Origin of the sequence: Dolichospermum flos-aquae CCAP 1403/13F, from assembly GCF_012516395.1 — a bacterium.
In the GTDB taxonomy this organism is placed as follows: domain Bacteria; phylum Cyanobacteriota; class Cyanobacteriia; order Cyanobacteriales; family Nostocaceae; genus Dolichospermum; species Dolichospermum lemmermannii.
The window spans coordinates 2838112-2859890 of the sequence record NZ_CP051206.1; the positions used below are offsets into that span (position 1 = coordinate 2838112).

General features: G+C 39.4%; 14 protein-coding genes and 1 tRNA gene. 7 read left to right on the forward strand and 8 right to left on the reverse strand.

Annotated features, from left to right (window positions below; genetic code table 11):
• Nucleotides 1-86: 86 nt before the first annotated feature.
• Nucleotides 87-629, forward strand: a complete 543-nt coding sequence (locus HGD76_RS13860; RefSeq protein ID WP_168696132.1) for a TniQ family protein — start codon at nucleotides 87-89, stop codon at nucleotides 627-629.
• On the opposite strand, the gene HGD76_RS13865 is transcribed toward HGD76_RS13860, so the two are convergent.
• From HGD76_RS13865 to HGD76_RS13875, 3 genes are all read right to left on the reverse strand, one after another.
• Nucleotides 607-1287, reverse strand: a complete 681-nt coding sequence (locus HGD76_RS13865) for a hypothetical protein (protein WP_168696133.1) — start codon at nucleotides 1285-1287, stop codon at nucleotides 607-609. The two genes, HGD76_RS13860 and HGD76_RS13865, sit on opposite strands and share 23 nt — an antisense overlap.
• Nucleotides 1280-4462, reverse strand: coding sequence for an HsdM family class I SAM-dependent methyltransferase (locus HGD76_RS13870; RefSeq protein WP_168696134.1), 3183 nt, complete (start codon nucleotides 4460-4462; stop codon nucleotides 1280-1282). The genes HGD76_RS13865 and HGD76_RS13870 overlap by 8 nt, the downstream gene beginning before the upstream one ends.
• 342 nt (nucleotides 4463-4804) lie before the next feature.
• On the reverse strand, nucleotides 4805-5230 hold the full coding sequence (locus HGD76_RS13875; protein ID WP_168696135.1) for a MerR family transcriptional regulator: 426 nt from the start codon (nucleotides 5228-5230) through the stop codon (nucleotides 4805-4807).
• A 68-nt stretch (nucleotides 5231-5298) separates the two neighbouring features.
• On the opposite strand from HGD76_RS13875, the gene cas12k reads away from it, so the two are divergent.
• Nucleotides 5299-7227 carry a type V CRISPR-associated protein Cas12k gene (cas12k, locus tag HGD76_RS13880; protein ID WP_168696136.1) on the forward strand — a complete coding sequence of 643 codons (1929 nt, stop codon included), beginning with the start codon at nucleotides 5299-5301 and terminating at the stop codon, nucleotides 7225-7227.
• 994 nt (nucleotides 7228-8221) lie between these two features.
• Here cas12k and HGD76_RS13885 read toward each other — a convergent pair.
• A tRNA-Pro gene (locus HGD76_RS13885) sits at nucleotides 8222-8295 on the reverse strand.
• A 125-nt stretch (nucleotides 8296-8420) separates the two neighbouring features.
• On the opposite strand from HGD76_RS13885, the gene lipA reads away from it, so the two are divergent.
• The 4 genes from lipA to HGD76_RS13905 all read left to right on the forward strand — a co-directional run bounded on the left by lipA (nucleotide 8421) and on the right by HGD76_RS13905 (nucleotide 12846).
• Nucleotides 8421-9290 (forward strand): lipoyl synthase, encoded by an 870-nt coding sequence (gene lipA / locus HGD76_RS13890; RefSeq protein ID WP_168696137.1) that lies wholly within the window; start codon nucleotides 8421-8423, stop codon nucleotides 9288-9290.
• Nucleotides 9291-9370: 80 nt separating this feature from the next.
• On the forward strand, nucleotides 9371-10342 hold the full coding sequence (locus HGD76_RS13895) for an NAD(P)H-dependent glycerol-3-phosphate dehydrogenase (RefSeq protein WP_168697444.1): 972 nt from the start codon (nucleotides 9371-9373) through the stop codon (nucleotides 10340-10342).
• 653 nt (nucleotides 10343-10995) lie between these two features.
• Nucleotides 10996-12231: an RNA polymerase sigma factor SigC gene (gene sigC / locus HGD76_RS13900; RefSeq protein WP_168696138.1), complete on the forward strand. Its 1236-nt coding sequence runs from the start codon at nucleotides 10996-10998 to the stop codon at nucleotides 12229-12231.
• A 159-nt stretch (nucleotides 12232-12390) separates the two neighbouring features.
• Nucleotides 12391-12846 carry a Fur family transcriptional regulator gene (locus tag HGD76_RS13905; RefSeq protein ID WP_015080256.1) on the forward strand — a complete coding sequence of 152 codons (456 nt, stop codon included), beginning with the start codon at nucleotides 12391-12393 and terminating at the stop codon, nucleotides 12844-12846.
• Nucleotides 12847-13114: 268 nt separating this feature from the next.
• Here the strand turns inward: HGD76_RS13905 and HGD76_RS13910 are convergent, their stop codons facing one another.
• Both HGD76_RS13910 and cobN read right to left on the reverse strand, forming a co-directional pair.
• Complete coding sequence (locus HGD76_RS13910; protein ID WP_168696139.1) at nucleotides 13115-14212, reverse strand: peptidoglycan-binding domain-containing protein; 1098 nt, start codon at nucleotides 14210-14212, stop codon at nucleotides 13115-13117.
• A gap of 19 nt (nucleotides 14213-14231) precedes the next feature.
• Nucleotides 14232-18002 (reverse strand): cobaltochelatase subunit CobN, encoded by a 3771-nt coding sequence (gene cobN, locus HGD76_RS13915; RefSeq protein WP_168696140.1) that lies wholly within the window; start codon nucleotides 18000-18002, stop codon nucleotides 14232-14234.
• Between the two features lie 167 nt (nucleotides 18003-18169).
• Here cobN and HGD76_RS13920 point away from each other — a divergent pair, with 167 nt between their 5' ends.
• A complete protein-coding gene (locus HGD76_RS13920; protein WP_168696141.1) occupies nucleotides 18170-19024 on the forward strand; it encodes an RpnC/YadD family protein in 855 nt (284 codons plus the stop codon).
• A gap of 93 nt (nucleotides 19025-19117) precedes the next feature.
• Here HGD76_RS13920 and HGD76_RS13925 read toward each other — a convergent pair whose 3' ends face one another.
• Both HGD76_RS13925 and HGD76_RS13930 read right to left on the reverse strand, forming a co-directional pair.
• Entirely contained in the window at nucleotides 19118-19990 is an 873-nt protein-coding gene (locus HGD76_RS13925; protein WP_168696142.1) for a macro domain-containing protein, read from the reverse strand.
• Nucleotides 19991-20133: 143 nt separating this feature from the next.
• Nucleotides 20134-21732: a DUF4062 domain-containing protein gene (locus HGD76_RS13930; protein WP_168696143.1), complete on the reverse strand. Its 1599-nt coding sequence runs from the start codon at nucleotides 21730-21732 to the stop codon at nucleotides 20134-20136.
• Between the last annotated feature and the right edge of the window lie 47 nt (nucleotides 21733-21779).

The window sequence follows — 21779 nt, forward strand, 5'->3', positions numbered from 1 at the left end:
GCCGTTAGGCAGTTAGGTTTTTAGACAGGTTGATTACCATTCCTGTTACAAAAAGTATAACACCATAAAACACAGAAAAATAAATAATGGAAGTTGGGGAAATTAATCCTTGGTTGTTTCAGGTAGAACCATATCCGGGAGAAAGTCTGAGTCATTTTTTGGGACGCTTTCGACGGGCAAATGATTTAACAACTACTGGTTTAGGTAAGGCTGCTGGGGTTGGGGGTGCGATATCCAGATGGGAAAAGTTTCGTTTTAATCCCCCTCCTTCTCGGCAACAGTTGGAGGCTTTGGCTAAAGTTGTGGGGGTTGATGCTGATAGGTTAGAGCAGATGTTACCACCTGCTGGGGTAGGAATGAATCTTGAACCTATTCGGCTTTGTGCTGCTTGTTATGTGGAGTCGCCTTATCATCGGATTGAGTGGCAGTTTAAGGTGACTCAGGGGTGTCAGCATCATCATTTAAGTTTGTTGTCTGAGTGTCCTAATTGTGGGGCTAGGTTTAAAGTTCCGGCGTTGTGGGTTGATGGTTGGTGTCATCGGTGTTTTACGTCTTTTGGGGACATGGTGAAGAATCAGAAGGGTATTCGAGTAAGTTTTGAATTGATTATACTGAAGGTATACTATTAGTAGCTGTAGCAATTATTTTTAATAGTAAATGGTGACACCTAAATTCAGCAGGATATGATTTTCCTGGAGGAACTACTCGCTGGTGATCCGAGGTTTTGTGATCACGAGTTGGAAAATGGGGATGATTATTTAATGTGCATGGTACTTTGGTTTCGATATTGCTAAAAGCTTTGTTAGAATCACCAGAAAAAAGATAACCTAGCATTCCTCCTTGACTAGAAAAGGGTGCATATCGGCAAGTTATAAAGTTGTCTTTTATCTCTTTTATATATTCACCTACTGCGCTATCTGATTTCAAAACCTTAGCTTCTAAAGGAAAGATAATTCTTTCATTAGCCGTAAGAATAAATGCAATATCATACTGTGGTGGTTGCGCTTGTGCTGATTGGCTACTTTCTATTTCGTAAACTTCATGTTGAATATCAAAAAACTCATAAGTCATATTTCTACGAATTCTTCGCTCCAGACATTGAGTGATGCTCCTTTCTAGCTGCTCCTCTGTGCCATCACAATTAAGATCGTTAACCAGCCTATCGTAGCCTTCCCAAACGAGTTTCATCATTATTGATATAGCATCAGGATTCCATTCTTTTGCCAATTCAACAAAGTCACCTGTATTTGGATACCTATTTTTAAAAATATTTCCTCTTCTAAGCACTATATGACTCCTCTATAACCTGCGATTTTTCATCAAATATTGTCCGCCACGTCATAATATCTGCGGCTACTTCATCAGCATCTCTTAAAGCCATAGAGCGAGTCCAATAACGAATTTTGTCAGGTTTGATTAAATAAATAGTAGGAATTTTTACTCCATTCAAATCTACTGAATCATAAATCCTGGCAACACGCTGATAAAAGATGCCACCATCTTCTATACTTCCTCTTTCCAGATACAACTTATTTAAGCTTTCCAATCGTTCCATTAAATCAGGAGAGTCAATAGTTTTAATATGAACACCTTCAGAATCAGGTTTATTAAGATGAATAGCTACTAAGCGAATAGGAAGAAGAGTCTTAGTTTGTTCCTGAAATATGGTGGCGCAAACTTGTTTATCTTGTCCAAATCCTGCTTTAAGAACTCGCAAGAAATACTCACAATATGCCGTAAGTTCAGGTTCAGTATCATTCTGAAATTGACTATTATCTATACGGTGAGTTCTTTTGCGTCCTGGTGAAGCACCATCTCCTTTAAAGTCTGGCAGAGTGTAATTAAATAAATCATTAATTAGCACCCATTCACTATCTTTAAATTCAAAAGCTAGTCGTATGCGCTCATCTATATCATCAACTGTTTTTATATTATGTAATTCTCCTACCGATAATTCAGGTATTGGCACACGCAGTAAATCGTCTACATTGACTTCTGGAATATAAGAGGCAAAACGACCACTAGCAAGTAGTAAATAGTAAACAGCTAACTTACTGTTGTATGCTAGACAAGCAGCATTTAATTGTGAAATATTCTCTTCGGTAATATGTATACTCACATAACTTTCAGAGCAAATAATTCCTTGATTTGTATTATCAGGTTTAATTATTACTGAACGAAATCTGCCACTCTTTTTCTGCCAACTTAACTTTAAAATCATTTGTGGCATTTGAAATGCAGATAGGCTACTTAACCCTGTACCAGAGTCAATATATGGATCATCATTGATAGGAAGTTGTTCAGCGTTTAGGTAGAGAAAACTTTTGTCAAGTTCAAGGAATTTGGTTAATTTCAGAATTCGTTTATTTCTTAGATTGTTTTGCAATTTTTTTCTATTACCTTTTGTTACTCCTTGACGTGTTTTAGCAATGCCACGGGATTTAAGTTTTTCAATACTTGATTCTTGATTCAATCTTCTTACCAAGGATAGATCACGTCTTCCTCCCCACATTAAAACTGTCCAAACTAATGGATCTCTTATTGCCTCTTGTGGGTAAATTGTATTAATATAATCTGGCTCAATTACTATATGATAGTCATCCTCATTTGTCATAACGGGCTTAGGACAAATGTATGTCAAAGGCTCACCGTCAGGAGGTATTGCTGACATAGTAATGATACAAGTTGGAGAAATAGCATCTTTAAAAAGTCCAAAACGTAATGCAGACAAATTAACTATTTCTTCAATTTTAAACTCTGAAAAAAGCCTAGCGCGAAATTCTTGAGCAGTGCCAACCTGATTAAAAATCAAAGCCAGTGCAGGTTGCATCATTGATACTTGTCCACCAGATTTAGTTAAAGCAGCAGCTTTTGGCAGAAAAAGCGGACCAATATTACCGTAAGTTATTGTCCAAACATCTCCAGCCCAAGATTTTGCTGCCGGAGTCACAGTATTTATACCCCAGGGTGCATTACCTACGACTAAATCATATTTACCAGCATCTTGAACAGAACGAAAACCTTCTTTATCTTCTTGAAAAAAATCAGCAGCAATTAATTGACGTTCACGTAATCTAGGAAAGCGAAACTCATTCTCCCAATAGTATTGAGGTTCAACTTTATCAAGCATAGTTAAATAAAGACTAAAAGATGCTACTCTTACTGCTTGAGCATCTACATCAACACCAAATAAATTATTTTCTAGTAAATATTTTAAATCACTTGGCTGAATTGTTTTCGGATGAGCTTGTTCCCATCTATGAATTAAACGCTGAAATGCTTTAACCAGAAAAATTCCTGAACCACAAGCAGGATCAATAATCTTGATATCCCATTCTTGACTATGCCAAGGTAAAACACCATCTAGGACAAAATCAACTATATGTTCTGGTGTGTAATGAACTCCTGTGCCAGAGTCTTTACTAACAAACTCCTCATATATACTGCTAATAAACTCCAAAGGTATAACGTCAAAATGGTAGTATGGCCATAGACTTAATTGTCCAGTTTCAATATCTACATCACCACTAACAAAATCAGCAAGTATATTTAGATGAGGTTGTTTAACTTTTTGTTCTTCTGTTTGCCATTCAGCTTCACATTCTTCTTCGGTAGCACCTTTACCTGGGAATAAATCACCATTAAACTTGCCATTGAGCCAACGGAAAAATTGGTAAGTATCTCTATGATTTCTTAATATGTCAGTTAAACGAGAGTATCTAGCGGATAATAATTTCTCATTTATATATAAGTGATCCAGTAAAGTTATATTTAAGGCAGGATTACCTTCAGAATCTTGACGGTCAAAAAGGAATTGAATGAAAATAATTCTTGCTAATAAATCATGAATTGTATCATCATCAAGTTCATTTTTTTGAAGTCTTTTCCGAACACTTTTCAGATTTTTCAATAGCATCTGGTCAGCGGCTTGTTTTCGTTGAAATCGCTGGCTATGTTCTTGAAAAAATTGACCTGATACTAAATCAGCCCAGTGTAACCGCAAAGTTTCAGCAGCTTGACCTGAAAGAGACACCTGATTAAATGACTCAATTTCCCGTTTGGAAACATCAATTACAGGATTGATAATATCTTTTTCTTTTGGAGGTTCTTCGTAGCACGTCCAAATTCTTAAGCGATTAGGTTCTGTTGTAATTAGTGATGGTGTACGAGAAAAACTCCAAGCAAGTTGATGAGTTTTTCTCAGTGTTTCTTCTGATATTTCTGTGGGAAAGTCACACACCAGAGCAATGGGTGTTTCTGTCGAGTTACCTTTAGGATTTGCGGACAGCACGCCTATTTGCACACCATGACCATCTGAAAGTTTGCTGATAGTTCTACCTAATTTTTCTTTAGCAATTTGTGCATAAACATTTGGACCAGCACCAGATGGCTCCAAAATTTCTTGTGGAGTTGGCCAGTGAAGCTTTTCATGTGCTAGTTCAAGTAGTCCAGACTGTGACATTCCGTTTTTTACGCTGCATTAAAGTATAGTTTCACATTTCAACTATCACATTGTCATGATATTGATTGATATTCTTTAAGAGTACAGGAGTATTATCCATTGCTGCAATAATAATATTTAAATATAGTTCATAAAATTTTATTTAGAGCGATCAGTCCGCTCGCCGAAGGCATCGCACTTTCATCAAAAGCAAGCGATGCTCCCAATATACAGTAATCGTGCGACTTCAGTTTTAATCAGCCAATTTTTTAGCTAACCCCTGATAAATAACATCTAACCACACGGGAATTACAGATTTACCTTCATCGAGGAATGCGATAGCAAAGTGATCCGTAGGAATTGCTACCTTGGTAACTTGCTTGCTAACCCCTGATAAATAACATCTAACCATACAGGAATCACAGATTTACCTTCATCCAGAGATGCGATCGCTCTTTTCCTGTCAAATTCTACCAAAGAAAGCGAATCATCCTGTGATAACAACAACATAAACCGCCTCCCCTGACCAGAAATAAACAACTCCGGTTCTTGTTCCTTCAGTTGTTTCAGAATAAAACAAGCAATATCAAAACTTATCCCCGTAGACAGCCAATATACCAAAGCAGCCAGTTCCACCAGATTAGACCTGGAGTAATAAATACTGCGTCCCGTACCCGTATCACCAATCACAGGCACAACAATCCCTTTCTCTCGCCAATACTGGATCTGGCGGAGAGTACAACCTGTAATTTGAGCCGCTTCCTTACTTGTGAAAAATGTTTCTTGCATAAAAAACATTTTACAGAAAGCTGCTACAATACAAATATGTTAGTATTAGACAAATATGTTTATTAAATATGAGCCAAATCACTATTCAGTGTCGTTTAGTAGTCAGTGAATCTACCCGTCAACAGCTATGGCAGTTGATGGTAGAGAAGAACACGCCACTGATTAACGAACTACTGAGTCAAATTGGTAAACACCCAGAATTTGAAACATGGCGACAAAAAGGTAAACACCCCACAGGTATAGTCAAAGAACTGTGTGAACCCTTGAAAACTGATCCGCGCTTCATGGGGCAACCTGCAAGGTTTTACACCAGTGCCACAGCATCAGTAAACTATATTTATAAATCCTGGTTTGCCTTAATGAAGCGGTTTCAGTCCCAACTAGACGGCAAACTGCGCTGGTTAGAAATGCTCAATAGTGATACTGAATTAGTAGAAGCCAGTGGAGTCTCCTTGGATGTACTTCAGACTAAATCTGCCGCAATCTTGGCTCAATTTGCTCCCCAAAATCCTGCTGAAACTCAACCAGCTAAAGGTAAAAAGACTAAAAAAGGGAAAAAAGCTCCAACTTCAGATAGCAAACGAAATTTATCAAAAAACCTATTCGACGCTTACAGTAATACAGAAGATAATTTAACTCGTTGTGCCATTAGTTATTTACTCAAAAATGGCTGTAAAATTAGCAATAAAGCAGAAAATCCCGATAAATTCGCTCAACGTCGCCGCAAAGTAGAAATCCAAATTCAACGTCTCACAGAAAAACTAGCCGCTCGAATTCCCAAAGGACGAGATTTAACTGACACCATAAGATTAGAAACTCTTTTTAATGCCACTCAGACCATCCCTGAAAATGAAACAGAGGCGAAATTCTGGCAAAACATTCTGTTAAGAAAATCCAGTCAAGTGCCGTTTCCAGTCGCTTATGAAACCAACGAAGATATGACTTGGTTGAAAAATCAGTTTGGACGTATCTGTGTAAAATTTAATGGTTTAAGTGAGCATACTTTTCAAATTTATTGTGATTCTCGCCAACTGCACTGGTTTCAACGCTTCCTAGAAGATCAACAAATTAAGAAAGATAGTAAAAATCAACATTCTAGTGCCTTATTTACCCTGCGTAGTGGTCGTATCTCTTGGCAGGAAGAAGAAGGCAAGGGAGAACCCTGGAATGTTCACCATTTAACCCTTTATTGTTCTGTAGATACTCGTTTATGGACAGAAGAAGGAACAAATTTAGTCAAAGAAGAAAAAGCTGAAGAAATTGCCAAAACCATGACCCAGACAAAAGCCAAAGGTGATCTTAATGATAAACAACAGGCACATCTCAAACGCAAAAATTCCTCTCTAGCCAGAATTAATAACCCCTTTCCTCGTCCAAGTCAACCTTTATATAAAGGACAATCTCATATTCTAGTTGGTGTGAGTTTAGGTTTAGAAAACCCTGCCACAATTGCAGTTCTAGATGGTACTACAAGCAAAGTTTTGACATATCGCAACATCAAACAACTACTTGGTGATAACTACAAACTACTCAACAGACAGCGACAACAAAAACACCTATTATCCCACCAACGTCATATTGCTCAAAGGATGTCAGCACCAAATCAATTTGGAGATTCAGAGTTAGGCGAGTATATAGATAGATTACTAGCAAAAGAAATTATTGCGATTCCTACGGAGCGCTTCGCTATCGCACAAACCTATAAAGCTGGCAGTATTGTTATCCCAAAATTGGGAGATATGCGAGAGCAAATTCAGAGTGAAATTCAATCTAAAGCAGAACAAAAATCAGATATAATAGAAGTTCAAAAAAAGTATGCCAAACAATATCGAACTACTGTTCATCAATGGAGCTACGGTAGATTAATAGCCAACATTCAAAGTCAGGCAAATAAAGCAGGAATCGCTATAGAGGAAGGAAAACAACCAATTCGAGCGAGTCCACAGGAGAAAGCCAAAGAATTAGCGATAAACGCCTATCAATCCCGAAAAGCCTGATTGACAAAACACCGAACCTTGATAATAGAATAGGAAATAACAACAGCGCCGCAGTTCATGTTTTTTATAAACCTCTGTTCTGTGACAAATGCGGGTTAGGTTGACTGTTGTGAGACAGTCGTGCTTTCTGACCCTGGTAGCTGCCCACCTTGATGCTGCTGTTCCTCGTGAACAGGAATAAGGTGCGCCCCCAGTAATAGAGGTGCGGGTTTACCGCAGTGGTGGCTACCGAATCACCTCCGAGCAAGGAGGAATCCACCTTAATTATTTATTTTTGGCGAACCATAAGCGAGGTTAAAAACCCTGGGTTTCTGCCAAAAGTCCAAATCCCTTGTCTAGTCTGTGTTTCAGATGTTGAGATGCTTTGATAATCCTCCCTTAAAAGGGAAATTATACTAAACACGGGTGAGATTTAAACTTTTGCCAAATGACAAAGAACCCAGATGTGTAGGGGTAAAGCAAGAGCTAAACCCCTACGTTTAGAATCAAACAATTAAGCCGTTTTGAGTATAAGAGCAAATTTAGGACATCTGCCAAAATTGCTTTTGGAAGTGTCACTAGGTAGGGGTTTGGTCGGGAGGAGTTTGTTTCAATACCCCTCCTGGAGTGGGGCGGGTTGAAAGGCCAAAGGGTGTCAAAACTACGTTGACGCTTGTGGGTTTCAACACCCCTCCTGGAGTGGGGCGGGTTGAAAGGCAAGGGCTGGCTCAGGGAAACTAGCTCTTTCGACTAGTTTCAACACCCATCTCGGAGTGAGGCGGGTTGAAAGACCTTTATGCAGCCATATAAAACATTTTAGGTGGGTTGAAAGGCGCACTTCGTTCGGGATTTTCCGTAACTGAAGCAATACCAATAAATAAAAGCTATTATTGTAATAGCTTCCAATGCCAATACACGATGATGATTAGGTAATTTGGCAACGCGGACAATAATTTGGCAAGACGGACACCAATTTGTCAACGCGGTCAAATAATCTGGCAAGTGACATCTAAAATCGGGATGACTGGATTCGAACCAGCGGCCCCTTCGTCCCGAACGAAGTGCGCTACCAAGCTGCGCCACATCCCGCCACAAAAACGGCATTATAAAAAGATATTACCACAATCAGCAAAAAATAACAAACTTTCTCTTTTCCACAAAGGTCTTTGCTTGCTACCATAAGATTTGTATAACTAAAATGGTAAAAGTAGACTGTGACTGTAAAACCAGACTGGTTGCGAGTAAAAGCGCCTCAATGGGAGCGTGTTGGTAACGTTAAAGAAATTTTGCGGGATTTAGCCCTGAATACCGTTTGCGAAGAGGCTTCCTGTCCCAATATTGGGGAATGCTTCAACGCAGGTACTGCCACATTTTTAATTATGGGTCCAGCTTGCACCAGGGCTTGTCCTTACTGTGATATTGATTTTGAAAAGAAACCCCAAGCATTAGATCCCACCGAACCGACACGACTAGCGGAAGCAGTGCGGCGAATGCAGCTTAATCACGTCGTGATTACTTCCGTTAACCGAGATGATTTACCTGATGGTGGTGCATCTCAATTTGTCCACTGTATTAATGCTATTCATGAAGTTTCACCTCATACAACAATAGAAGTATTAATTCCCGACTTATGCGGTAATTGGCAAGCTTTAGAAATAATTCTCCAAGCGAAACCAGAAGTAATTAACCACAACACAGAAACTATCTCCCGCTTATATCGCCGTGTGCGTCCCCAAGGAAATTATGAGCGGACAATGGAATTATTACAACGCTCGCGCCGAATTTCTCCCAGCACTTACACCAAATCTGGTATTATGGTCGGCTTGGGTGAAACAGATGCAGAAATTTGCCAAGTCATGGAAGACCTACGAAGAGTAGATTGTGATATTTTGACAATTGGGCAATATCTCCAACCCAGTCAAAAACACTTACAAGTATCTGATTTTATAACACCTGAGCAATTTGCCGCCTGGCAAACTTTTGGGGAAGAACTAGGATTTTTACAAGTTGTTTCTTCACCCTTGACAAGAAGCTCCTATCATGCAGAACAAGTTAGAGAATTAATGAAACGTTATCCCAGATAGTCAGTTGTTCGTTGTCAGTGGTCAGTGGTCAGTTGTTCTACCCCAATCACCAATCACCAATCACCAATTACCAATTACCAATGACCAATCACCAATTACCAAATTCAAAATCTGTCGTTATTCTTGGTGCGGGGGCTTGGGGTGCAGCCTTGGCTAAATTAGCAGCTATTAATGATTATCAGGTGCATTTATGGTCACGTTCTGACTCGCAACCTCTAGAAAAAGTATTAGAAAATAAAAATGCTCAAATAGTCTTGTCGGCTATTTCTATGAAAGGGGTCAGAGATGTGGCCTCTATGGTGCAATCTTGCCCCCTGTCTCCACAGACAATCTTTGTGACTGCAACTAAGGGACTAGAACCACAAACTACATACACACCTTCGCAAATTTGGCAAGCAGCTTTTCCTAATTCTCCTGTTGTGGTCTTATCGGGTCCAAATTTATCCCAGGAAATTGCCCAGGAATTACCAGCAGCAACGGTAGTAGCGAGTAAAAATACCAATGCTGCCCAAACAGTCCAATTGGTATTTTCTTCTAGTCGCTTTCGTGTCTATACTAACCCTGACCCTGTGGGCGTAGAATTAGGGGGAACACTGAAAAATGTGATAGCGATCGCCGCTGGTGTATGTGATGGGTTACACTTAGGCACAAATGCCAAAGCTGCCCTAGTCACCCGTGGGTTAACCGAAATGGTACGAATCGGTAATACTTTAGGTGCGAAAACGGAAACATTTTATGGTTTATCTGGTCTAGGGGACTTATTAGCAACCTGCAACAGCCCTTTAAGCCGTAATTATCAAGTTGGTTATCAATTAGCCAATGGACAAACGCTGCCAGGAGTTCTGGCAAATCTTCCAGGTACAGCCGAAGGTGTGAACACTTGTCGGGTATTAATGGAAATTGCCCAACAACGAGGTATTGCTATTCCCATTACTGAACAAGTTTATCAACTACTTGAAGGAGCAGTTACACCCAGACAAGCGTTAGATCAACTGATGATCCGAGATATCAAACCTGAATTTGATAATTTTCCCACAGAACAAATCTGGTAAATAAGGGAGAAATGCTGACAGGATAAGGTGTCCAATTAAAATTAAATGACTACCGCAAAATCCCTAGAAAAAATTTGTCAAATTGTCAGGAAATTACTTTTTGAGTGATGTAAATATGACTATGTAGTTTATAAACATCATCATAATTAGAAGTGAGTTTATAATCAGTTAAAAAAATAACCGTTAATATTCCTAAGCATGGTATTATTGACCAGTTAAATCATAATTGAAAATCTGGCTAAAGATTTCCATAGCTATTTGTTTAATCACACGGATACTAGCAACAAACGACTCATTGAAAATGTATTATTTCAAACTAGTAAACTGTGGCGAAAATAACTATCCAGTTAAAACAGTCCAAAAGTTGATAAATTAAGTTTTCTCCTCTCCTCCGCGCTTGGACTAGTACAGTACAGCGTAAGTAAGATAACCATTAAAAATCCCTAAAAAGCTTATACAATCTGCTTTTTTAATTTTTAATTGTTAAATTTTAATTCCGCCCTGCGGTACTAGTACAAAGTTTTGCAAAGAATTGTACATCGAAACCCAAACCGTGTTATTTGATGACGAGTTACGGAATAGCAACAGTTGATTAGATAACCGTAATTTTAGCTAACCATAATCTATTGTTACCTGGAGTAATTTGAGACATCATGCCAGCAACATCCTTTTATAAAAATGCCGCCCACGACGGGCAAAATCCTAGTCCACCTTTGGAGATTGAAATCAATAATGATGATGATTTGCCAGATTTAGACATGGCTACGATTGAATCTGATTTAGCTTTAGCCGCGCAAAGTACCAGACGCAGTACCGACTTAGTGCGTCTCTATCTGCAAGAAATTGGCCGAGTCCGGTTATTGGGACGAGATGAGGAAGTTGCTGAAGCCCAAAAAGTACAGCGATACTTACGAATGCGATTAATGCTTAGTGCTGCTGCTGCTGAAGGAGATGCTGTAATTATCCCCTATTCGCGGTTAATAGAGGTACAGGAGCGGTTGAAAGCGGAATTAGGACACCGCCCTTCTTTAGAACGGTGGGCAACTACTGCGGGGATAAGTTTACCTGATCTTAAACCTACCCTAGCCAATGGCAAAAGACGCTGGGCCGAAATTGCTAATTTAACAGTAGAAGAACTAGAACAAGTTCAAACTCAAGGACTGCAAGCCAAATCCCACATGATTAAGGCGAATTTGCGTTTAGTGGTATCTGTCGCTAAAAAGTATCAAAATCGGGGTTTGGAATTGTTGGATTTGGTTCAAGAAGGGACTTTAGGTTTAGAACGAGCCGTGGAGAAATTTGACCCCACCAAGGGCTATCGTTTTAGTACCTATGCTTACTGGTGGATTCGTCAAGGTATTACCAGGGCGATCGCTACTTCTAGCCGGACTATTCGCCTGCCTGTTCATATTACCGAAAAGCTCAACAAAATTAAAAAGGCGCAACGGAAAATTGCCCAAGAAAAAGGTCGTACCCCGACTTTAGAAGACCTGGGAATTGAGTTAGATATGACACCTGCCCAAGTCCGGGAAGTATTATTGAGAGTTCCTCGTTCTGTGTCTTTAGAAACCAAGGTAGGGAAGGATAAAGATACTGAATTAGGAGAATTGTTAGAGACTGATACGATTACTCCAGAGGAGATGTTAATGCGGGAATCTTTACATAAAGATTTGCATAGTCTTCTAGATGATTTAACTGGTCGGGAACGTGATGTGATTTTAATGCGCTTTGGCTTATCCGATGGTCATGCTTACTCTTTAGCAGAAATTGGCCGCGCCCTTGATTTATCACGGGAAAGAGTCAGACAAATTGAATCCAAGGCTTTGCAAAAACTCCGCCAACCCAAGCGCCGTAACCTAGTCCGCGACTATCTAGAGTCATTAAGTTAGGAGGCAGAAGGCAGGGGGCAGGAGGCAGGAGGCAATAGAAAGATATTTTCTACTGACAACTGACAATCAGCAAATATTCTCAATAGGCAATGATTGTTGCAAATCAACCCCAACATTTGTTATATTCTCAATTAATGAGCTTTGTTGAGAAAATTTAGTATGACTGTCTACACAACTGGTTCACTCAAGGCGGAATTAAACGACCGTGGCTGGCGTTTAACTCCACAACGCGAAACAATTCTGCATATTTTTCAAGAACTCCCCCAAGGTGAGCATTTAAGCGCAGAGGATCTATATCATCGCTTAGAAGCTGACAGTGAAGGAATTAGTTTATCAACTATCTATCGCACTTTAAAGTTGATGGCGAGAATGGGGATTTTGCGGGAGTTGGAATTAGGTGAAGGGCATAAACATTATGAAATTAATCAGCCTTATCCCCATCACCATCATCACTTAATTTGTGTCCGCTGTAATGCGACTATTGAGTTTAAAAATGACTCAATTTTAAAGATTGGCGGAAAAACAGCCCAAAAAGAAGGTTTCCATTTATTAGATTGTCAAATGACAATTCATGCTGTATGTCCTAAGTGCCAAAGGGCATTAATGCCTATTTAGATAACTAGGAACTTGGTATTATAGGGTTCCTTTTAGGAACTACGGTCAGAAACGGTAAGTTCTACCGAGATTGCCTGTGGAGCGGAAAAACCTCTTAGAAGCCATTCTAAGACCGTGATGAAGCAGGAAGTAAACACTAAGGTTATCGCTGTCCAGATGTGTCTAGACTTTGGTAATTTTGGGTAAGTTTTATAGAACGGATAGACATCTGCAATTTTGGAAGATGAATCAAGTAGTGCGGGAATCTAACTGCATTGAGAAAGCGGGATTAAAAACTTCCGCTTTTAACATCTTTAAGGCTGATACCATAAAATTCTTGAGCGCGACTAATTGCTTTTTTGGTATCAGATGCCATCATGCCGTTGATTTGACCTTTATAGAAACCTTTTTCATGTAGTCGTCTTTGAATTTCTAAAGTGGTAAAATCACTCTTGGCAGAATTTTTAACTAAACTATATAACTTAGAACGGGTGGTTTGTCCAGCCATACCACTAGCTTCTAGTTTGTGCTGTTTTTGAAAGCGATTTACAGCATCAACTGTGTTAGAACCATAGTAACCATTGGGCTGATTTTTTAAGAATCCGGCTATGATTAATTGTTCTTGGAGAATTCTGACGGCTTCACCGCGATCGCCTAAACTAAGTGTATCTTGATTATCTGATTTTTGGGAAGTAGTTATGTCATTTTCATCAGTCACCGCTGGTAATTTCGCTAATGTGGATTTACCAACAATGCCATCAACTGTGAGGTTATAAGCTTTTTGGAATCGTTTGACAGATTCTTGAGTAATTGGACCAAAAATCCCTGTGGAATTGCCATAATAGAAACCAGCGATTTTCAAGCGTTCTTGTAAAACTTTGACATCGGCACCTTCATCACCTTTAACAAAGAAATTGGGGTTTTTGCGTTTGTTGCTTACAGAAATGATATTATGTGGCGTAGTGAGGGTTGTAGGGGCTGTACTGATAAATTGTTTGTTGCTTTTTTCAACCTGAGATGTCGAATTTTGTTCTAGATTTTTCACAACATCACCGTTATTTTCGGTTTCAACCTGAGATGTCGAATTTTGTGCTAGATTGCCGACAGAATTGCTGTTATTTTCGGTTTCAACCTGAGATGTCGAATTTTGTGCTAGATTGCCGACAGAATTGCTGTTATTTTCGGTTTCGAGTGCGAAAACACTACTAACACTATTAAGAATAGATAAAGTAAGAACCAGAGGAATCATGTATTTCCACGCATTGCTGGAAAAGAGTTGCCAATTTGGTGCTGCTGCTTTTTTGAATAAAGAACTGAGAGATATTAACTCAGTGGTTTCTCTGTCTTCATTGGCAAAGGCTAAATGTAAATACGCAAGGTTCTCCATATTCGTTTCCTAAATTAAATTATTTTTCTTCGATAGTTGCTTCCGCCTGATGGACTAAATTGCGGAGATTTTCTAAAGTTTGTATACTTACATCCTGCCATAACCCGCGCTGATTTGCTTCTAGTAGTCTTTCCGCAATATCGCGCAATGCCCAAGGATTTTTATCTTGGATAAATTCACAAACGGCAGCATCTTCTAAATATGCTTCAACAACACCTTGATACATATAATCTTCGACACATTGGGCGGTAGCATCGTAAGCGAAGAGAAAATCTACGGTTGCAGCCATTTCAAATGCACCTTTATAACCATGACGCATAACTCCAGCTATCCATTTAGGATTAACCACGCGAGAACGATAAACCCTGGCAATTTCTGAACTAAGTTGACGGACTTTGGGCTGGGATGTGTTGGAATTATCACCAAAATAAGTTTCAGGATTTTTACCTTGAAGAGAACGCACCGCTGCGGTTAAACCACCCTGAAATTGATAATAATCGTCGGAATCGAGTAAATCATGTTCTCGATTGTCTTGATTATGCAGGACAATTTGCATTTGCTTCAAGCGTTGTTCAAAAGCTTCCACATTATTGCTCCCTGTTTCTTGACTAGAGGAGTAGGCGTAAGCACTCCAATTTGTGTAAGCTTGGGCTAAGTCCTGATCATTTTCCCAGTTTTGGGAGGCCATTAGTCCTTGGAGTCCTGCACCATAAGCCCCTGGTTGTGAACCAAAAACGCGATATTGCGATCGCTCGGCTGCTACTTCTAAAGATAAACCTTCTTGAGTCCATTGTTCAGTTTCTTTGCGAACTGTATCTGCTAGAGGATTTTGATCTGCTGGTTCATCTAAAGCCGAAACCGCTTTCACAGCTTGATCAAATAAGGTGATTAAATTAGGAAAAGCATCCCGGAAAAAGCCAGAAATTCTCAGGGTGACATCCACACGGGGACGACCGACAATTGATAAAGGCAAAATCTCAAAATCTACTACTCGTCGCGCTGCACCATCCCAAACAGGTTGAACACCAAGTAAAGCTAAAGCTTCGGCTATATCATCACCACCAGTCCGCATGGTAGCTGTCCCCCACAGGGATAAACCCAGGGTTTTGGGATATTCTCCATGTTCTTGGGTGTAGGTTTCAATCAGGGTTTCAGCGGCTTTTCTGCCAATATCCCAGGCGGTTTCTGTGGGTATGGCGCGAATATCAACGGCGTAAAAGTTTTTACCTGTGGGCAGGACTTCGGGGCGGCCGCGGGTGGGTGCGCCAGAAGCACCGCTCTTGACGTATTTGCCATCAAGTCCCCGTAATAGGTTGGTGGTTTCTTCGCTGGTTTTTCGCAGGGCTGGGAGGAGTTTGTCGCTTATCCAATTTTGGGTTTCTGTTCCCTCGATTATTTGTTCTACTAAGTGGGCTGCTTCTATTTCTAGGAGTTCGATGACATCGCCGATGATATGACAGGATTTAAGTTTCGCGCAAAGGCGCAAAGGAGCAAAGTGGGTTATCGGTGGGGTGAAGGGGGTTGAGAAGTTGTCTGTGAGGGGGTCTATGTCTATGTTCCATTGTTTGGCGATCGCTCTGGTAATGCCGATATAATGGCGGTTGGGGATGCGGGCGATCGCTACTATTAAGTCTCGCAGTTGTGTTCCTTGGGGACATTGGCCGAATATGTGTAAACCGTCACGGATTTGGGCTTCTTTGAGTTCGCACAAGTAACCGTCTAGGGAATTTAAGATGAGGGTTTCAAAGTTGGTGATGTCTTTGGGGTTGGTAATTCCTAAGTCTTTATATAGGTTTTCTTTGATGACTAATTCTTGAATACGATCTCGTATTGTTGGTAAACGGGAAGGATCTAAACTTTCGGCTTCGTAATATTCATCAATTAGGTTTTCTACTTGTTGCAATGGTCCATATAATTGGGCGCGGGTCATTGGTGGGGTTAAATGATCAATTATTACGGCTTGGGCGCGTCTTTTTGCCTGTGAACCTTCTCCGGGATCATTAACAATAAATGGATACAAATGGGGCATTGGTCCCAAGGCAATTTCTGGATAACAAGTATTAGATAAAGCGACACTTTTTCCTGGTAGCCATTCTAAGTTGCCATGTTTGCCAACATGAACTATGGCATCAGCATCAAAAGATTCTCGTACCCAATAATAAAAGGCTAAATAATTATGTGTTGGTTCTAAATCTGGCGCATGATAATTTAAACTAGGGTCGAGATCATAACCTCTTGATGGTTGAATGCCTACGAAAACGTTACCAAATTGAATTCCAGAAATGGGAAATGGTGATTGGTGATTGGTGATTGGTGATTGGGAACAATATTCTCCCCAACGTTCGATAATTTGTTTTTGAATGTTTATAGGTAGGGTAGAAAAATATTTTTCATATTCTGCTGTTGACAAACTTTGGTTGATTGGTTTCCAGTCTTTTCCTTCTGGATCATTAGTAACGCTAGATGTGAGAATTTGAATTAATTCGTCTCCAGTTTCAGGAATATTTCCTACTTCATAACCAGCTAATTTTAAAGCTTTGAGAATTTCTACACAACTGGCAGGACTGTCCAATCCTACGCCATTAGCAAGGCGGCCGTTGGTGTTGGGGTAATTTGCTAAAATTAAGGCTAATTGCCGTTCTGAGGGCATTTTTACCCGCAATCGTACCCAATTTGCAGCCAGTTGGGTAACAAATTCAATGCGATCGCTCACAGGTTCATAAATTACGACATCGGTTTCTAGTTTATGATTCCGAGTTTGCAAAGTTTTGAAAGACACAGCCCGGCTAATAATTCTCCCGTCTACTTCTGGTAATGCCACATTTATCGCCATATCACGGGGTGTTAAACCTTGTGATTGTGATTCCCATTGTTCAACGGAACTAGCGCAAAGAATTACTTGCAAAACAGGAACATTTAATTTTTCCCAAAGTTCAGTTTGTGGTGTTTCTGTTTCTAAACTTGCTAGGGAAAAACTGGTAGTATTCATCAATAAGCTAACATAATTATCATCTTTAGCTGCCAACAATTCACACAATTTATCACTAACACCAGGTTCACGCAATGAAGAAACAAAAACCGGTACAGGTTGTAAATTTTTCTCTACCAAAGCATTACATAAAGCATCAATAACCTTGGTATTTCCTGCTAAATAATGAGCGCGATAAAACAAAATCCCCACTTTAGGCTGATTCTTTCTTTCTTCTTCTTTCTTCTTCTGACTCCTGACTCCTGACTCCTGACTCCTCTCATACAAACCCACACGGGGAACAGATTGGGGTGCTGGTGGATTAAATGCTGTTGATAGGACTGTATCAGTGATAAATTGCAACGCGTTGAGGAAATTTTCTATGCCACCTTCTTGAAAGTATTGCCAAATTTTCTGAACAATTTTTTCCGAAAGCGTAGATTTTGATATTAAATCAAGATCCAGTCCATCGTCTCCTGGCATCACAATCAAAGTTGTACCATTACGTTGTACAATTTCCTGTACCACCTCCAAACCATAAGCCCAGTAGGAACTTCCTCCTATGAGACGAAGCACAATTATTTGGGCAGATTCTAAAACTTGCTCACCATAAGCATCTATACTTATTTGTTGCTGTAGTTGTAATAAGTTGGCTACTCGGAGTTCAGGAAATTGACTAGGTAATTTAGGAACTACAGCCGCTAGGGTTTGAATGTCAGTATCGGCTGCTGTAATCAACACGAAAGGGGCGGGAGTTTGTGCGAGGAAAAATAAACCTTCCGACTGATTTAATCCGCCTGGTGTGGCGCTGATTCTGTGCATAGTTGGTAATTAATAATGGAAATTTTGAATTTAAAACTTGGGCTTTTTTACGTTATTTTTAAATAAGGCAATAAATTCATCAGTAAATATTAGTTTAACATTGATAACAGCTTGCAAATTTATCTGATAAATTTAAAACCATACTCAGTAATTTATAGTAATCCCTGATGGTCAAAAAAGCCGATATCAGCACTAAAAAATTAATCAGCCTCAGTCCCGAAAATTGGGTAAAATGGGTGACACAAATCCCCGACATTACCACCGGAGAAATTCTTAATTCCGAATTTCAATGGATAAGCAGAGAAAGTGATGTATTAGTCAAAGCCACCAGTCCCCAGTACGGCGAATTCCTTGTTCTCAATGAGTTACAATTACGGTATAAGCCAGAAATGCCCAAAAGAATGCGGGCTTATGCGGCATTAGCAGAGGAAAAATATGATCTTCCCACATACCCTGTATTAATTAACATTCTCAAAGAAAGTGAAACAGAAATTCCCAAACGCTATGAATCAGAGTTTGCTGGCTTACAAGCGCGACAAGACTATCATGTGATAAATCTTTGGGAAGTTGATGTAAAAATAGCTTTGAGTCAACCTATTCCCTCGCTGCTTCCCTTTGTACCAATTCTCAAAGGTGGTGGAGAAGAATCAACAGTTAGACAAGCATTGCAAATGCTTCGTGCTGATGAAAAATTAAGCCAGTTGGAAACGGTTATGGCTTTTTTTGCTACCTTTGTACTAGATAGCGCCTTAGTTCAACAAATTATGAGGTGGGATATGGCAATATTACAAGAGTCTCCTTGGTATCAACAGATTTTCAGAGAAGGTGAAAAACGGGGCGAAAGACAAGCTATACTGTCATCCATTGAACTAAGTTTAGAGATAAAATTTAGTCAAGAAGGTTTACAATTTATGCCCAAAATATCACAGGTTGCTGATTTAGAACGGTTAAAAAACATCCAAAGGAGCATTTTAACTGTAAACAGTCTTGATGAATTGCGGGAGTTTATGCAAAGAAGTTAAACTTCTACTTTTATATGAGTATTCCCCCTTCAGTTGGGGGGATAATTTATGTAGATATTAATTTAATGAACAAGCATCTCGGACATATAAAGCTCAAAAGCAAATTGACTTAATAAAGTCCTCAAGTTCATAAAAATCTATAGAATCTAAATCTTTTGGATAAATCATTAACGTCAGTTTTCTGGTAATAAATTCTCTTTTTGATGCCACAACGAATGAAGTTATTATCAGTTTAGATAGCTGCATTCGAGAAAAACCACTACGAGCCAGATCAGAACCTATAATTGGTATTACTACATCTGTACCGTGGGATTTCAGACGAACTTCTTGCCAGAGTTTATCTAGCGAAGTTAAGATATCATCAGAATTTGACTTGACTGTTAAATTATTTCTCATATATCCGTAGGCAGTTAGGAAATAGCGTTTTTCATAAGAACCAAGCGTGATTGTAGTGCCAATGGGATAACGCCAAGCTTTCCCACGTTTTTTATCAGGGTCTAAGTTGCGATTACCAATGTATTCTTGAAGAGCAGTTTCAATATCTACATCTAGCTCATCCTGTTTACCTTTGTAAATTCGTTTGAGAAATTGCCCTTGAACGCTAGAGTCTCTGATTACTTCTCCCAGTTCTGTGTCGAAAACATCATTGAAACCAATAACTAAATGTCCATTTTCTTGAAAGATGTCGCCAACTTTAATTTCAATATTTGTATCTGGTGAAGATAGGTTACAGGATACAGATATCTTAGGGAAATTTTGGATAATTGCAAAAGCAAGAGATATGAAAACCAGGCTTAAATAACCATCTAAGCCAAATTTAAGTTTTTCTGGAAGAAAAAAACTGGCAGGCTCAACAAATAACCAAAATGCACCAAAATTGCTGGAAAAATAAATTACGAATCGTTTTAATCCAATTTTTTTGAACAGAGTGAAGTAAATAGTTAAATTTGTAAATTTACTTTGCATAAAGTATTTCAATTACTAATGTTAATAGTTAACTATAGCTATATCATGCTTGAAGATATAGGAATCCGGTTTGATTCTTGCTCATTATACTGAGACTCAGTCGTTTATCAGATGGGGTTTACGGTTTACAGCTTGTTCAAAAATCAAATAGTAGCCCTATATGTTGCTAATTCATTATAGCCGGAGATTCTTATACCTTGTTTTGCTAGTAGAATCAGTAGACTTATATGGTTTGGAAGACTTACTCGTCCAAAGTCTTGCGGAGATTTAGTGGCAATTGCGTCATACTTTGCAGCAGTTTCTTGTAATTGTGCATCACCCCCAAATAAGTCTGATATTCCAGAGCCATACCTTCCTTGTCGTGTAGCAGCATCCTGAATCATTTTAAACATAAATTTTTTGGTTTCCCAACGCCATGTAAATGACCCAAAGTAAGGATACTCTTTGGATTGTTCAACTGATTTGAAAGAAAGCAGAAATTCAAAAAAATCAAACCAATCTCTATATCTTGCTTCTTCCTCTTTAGCATAAAGTTTGCTTTTCAGTAAGGGATCTAAATGGTCACTAACAGGGCTAAAACGGCGTTCAAATCCAGGTTCTATCATTCGTGAAAAATCATGATAAAACACATATCTTGGATCTATTGCATCTAGCAAAAAGCTATCACTACGATATTCACTTGAATAAACTTGACGAGATATTACCTCTTTTAAGAAGTTGATTTTGCCTGCACGCAAAGCTGAAATTCCCAGGGTGTATAGTAGAAGGAGTCCGGGGTAGGTTTTGATGTAACTAGCCCATTCATAACCTTCAATTTTTCTAGTGCTAAGTCGCTCAATCCAGTCTCCAACAATATCTAGCCATTCAGGTGACGTTTCATCAGCATACCTTCCGATAGCAGCTAGGGCATACATAGATGGTGTTGTAGCTGCCTCCAGAATTTGCGCGATCGCAGGAATAGTTTCGACACTTGGCTGCCGAGAAAACAGTTCAGCAAGTTCAGGTGAGGTAAGCACAGACTTTATTCTGGCGATTTCTTGTTCTTTCGCATCCTCCATGTCTTGAACACCGAAGCGTGAATCTAGCAATGTTTTGACTGAAGTTTGTGCTTCGGAGAGAGTTTTGAATGATATCTCTGTGTTGGAAGTCGTTGGTATTGTCTGAATAGGTAGACCAATCGCTTGCTCTGTAAGTTTTGCTTCCTGTTCTGCGGCACGTCGTTCTTTATCTTCTCTTGTAATTTCTAAAACAGCGGAAGTAATATGTCGAGAGACTTTCTCTCTAAACTCTTCAATAGTCTTGTAGCGGTTTGCTAGTCCTGTTGGCTGCAATTTATTCCAATATTCTTCAACTTGTTCATACTGTTCTCTATCAATTTGAGAAGGTGAAACTAGTTTGTCAGAAAAGTAGACCATGCAACGTTTACCTTCATTTCTAGCTCGCGCAATTTCAACTTCTGTACCAGTCCCACCTAGTGCAGTTGGTGTACCCAAACGAGTCCAAAAAACGCCAATTAGAAGGTCACAGGTATCAACCAACTGACGATTAATAGCGTTCTGTCCAGGTTCTCGCAAGTCAGGTGTAGCATCTGTTTCCCAACCAATGGGCATCAGGATAATTGTCCTATCCATAGCGTGCATTGCATTCCATCGGTGAACTTCTTCTCGGATTATATTTCTTTCGTCAGTCACATCACTGGGACTAGCAATGAGAACTCGATAAACTTTAGCTTCTACTGGCATACACGAGAGAGGATGAGATTATTATATAAATAATACACAAAATAGGT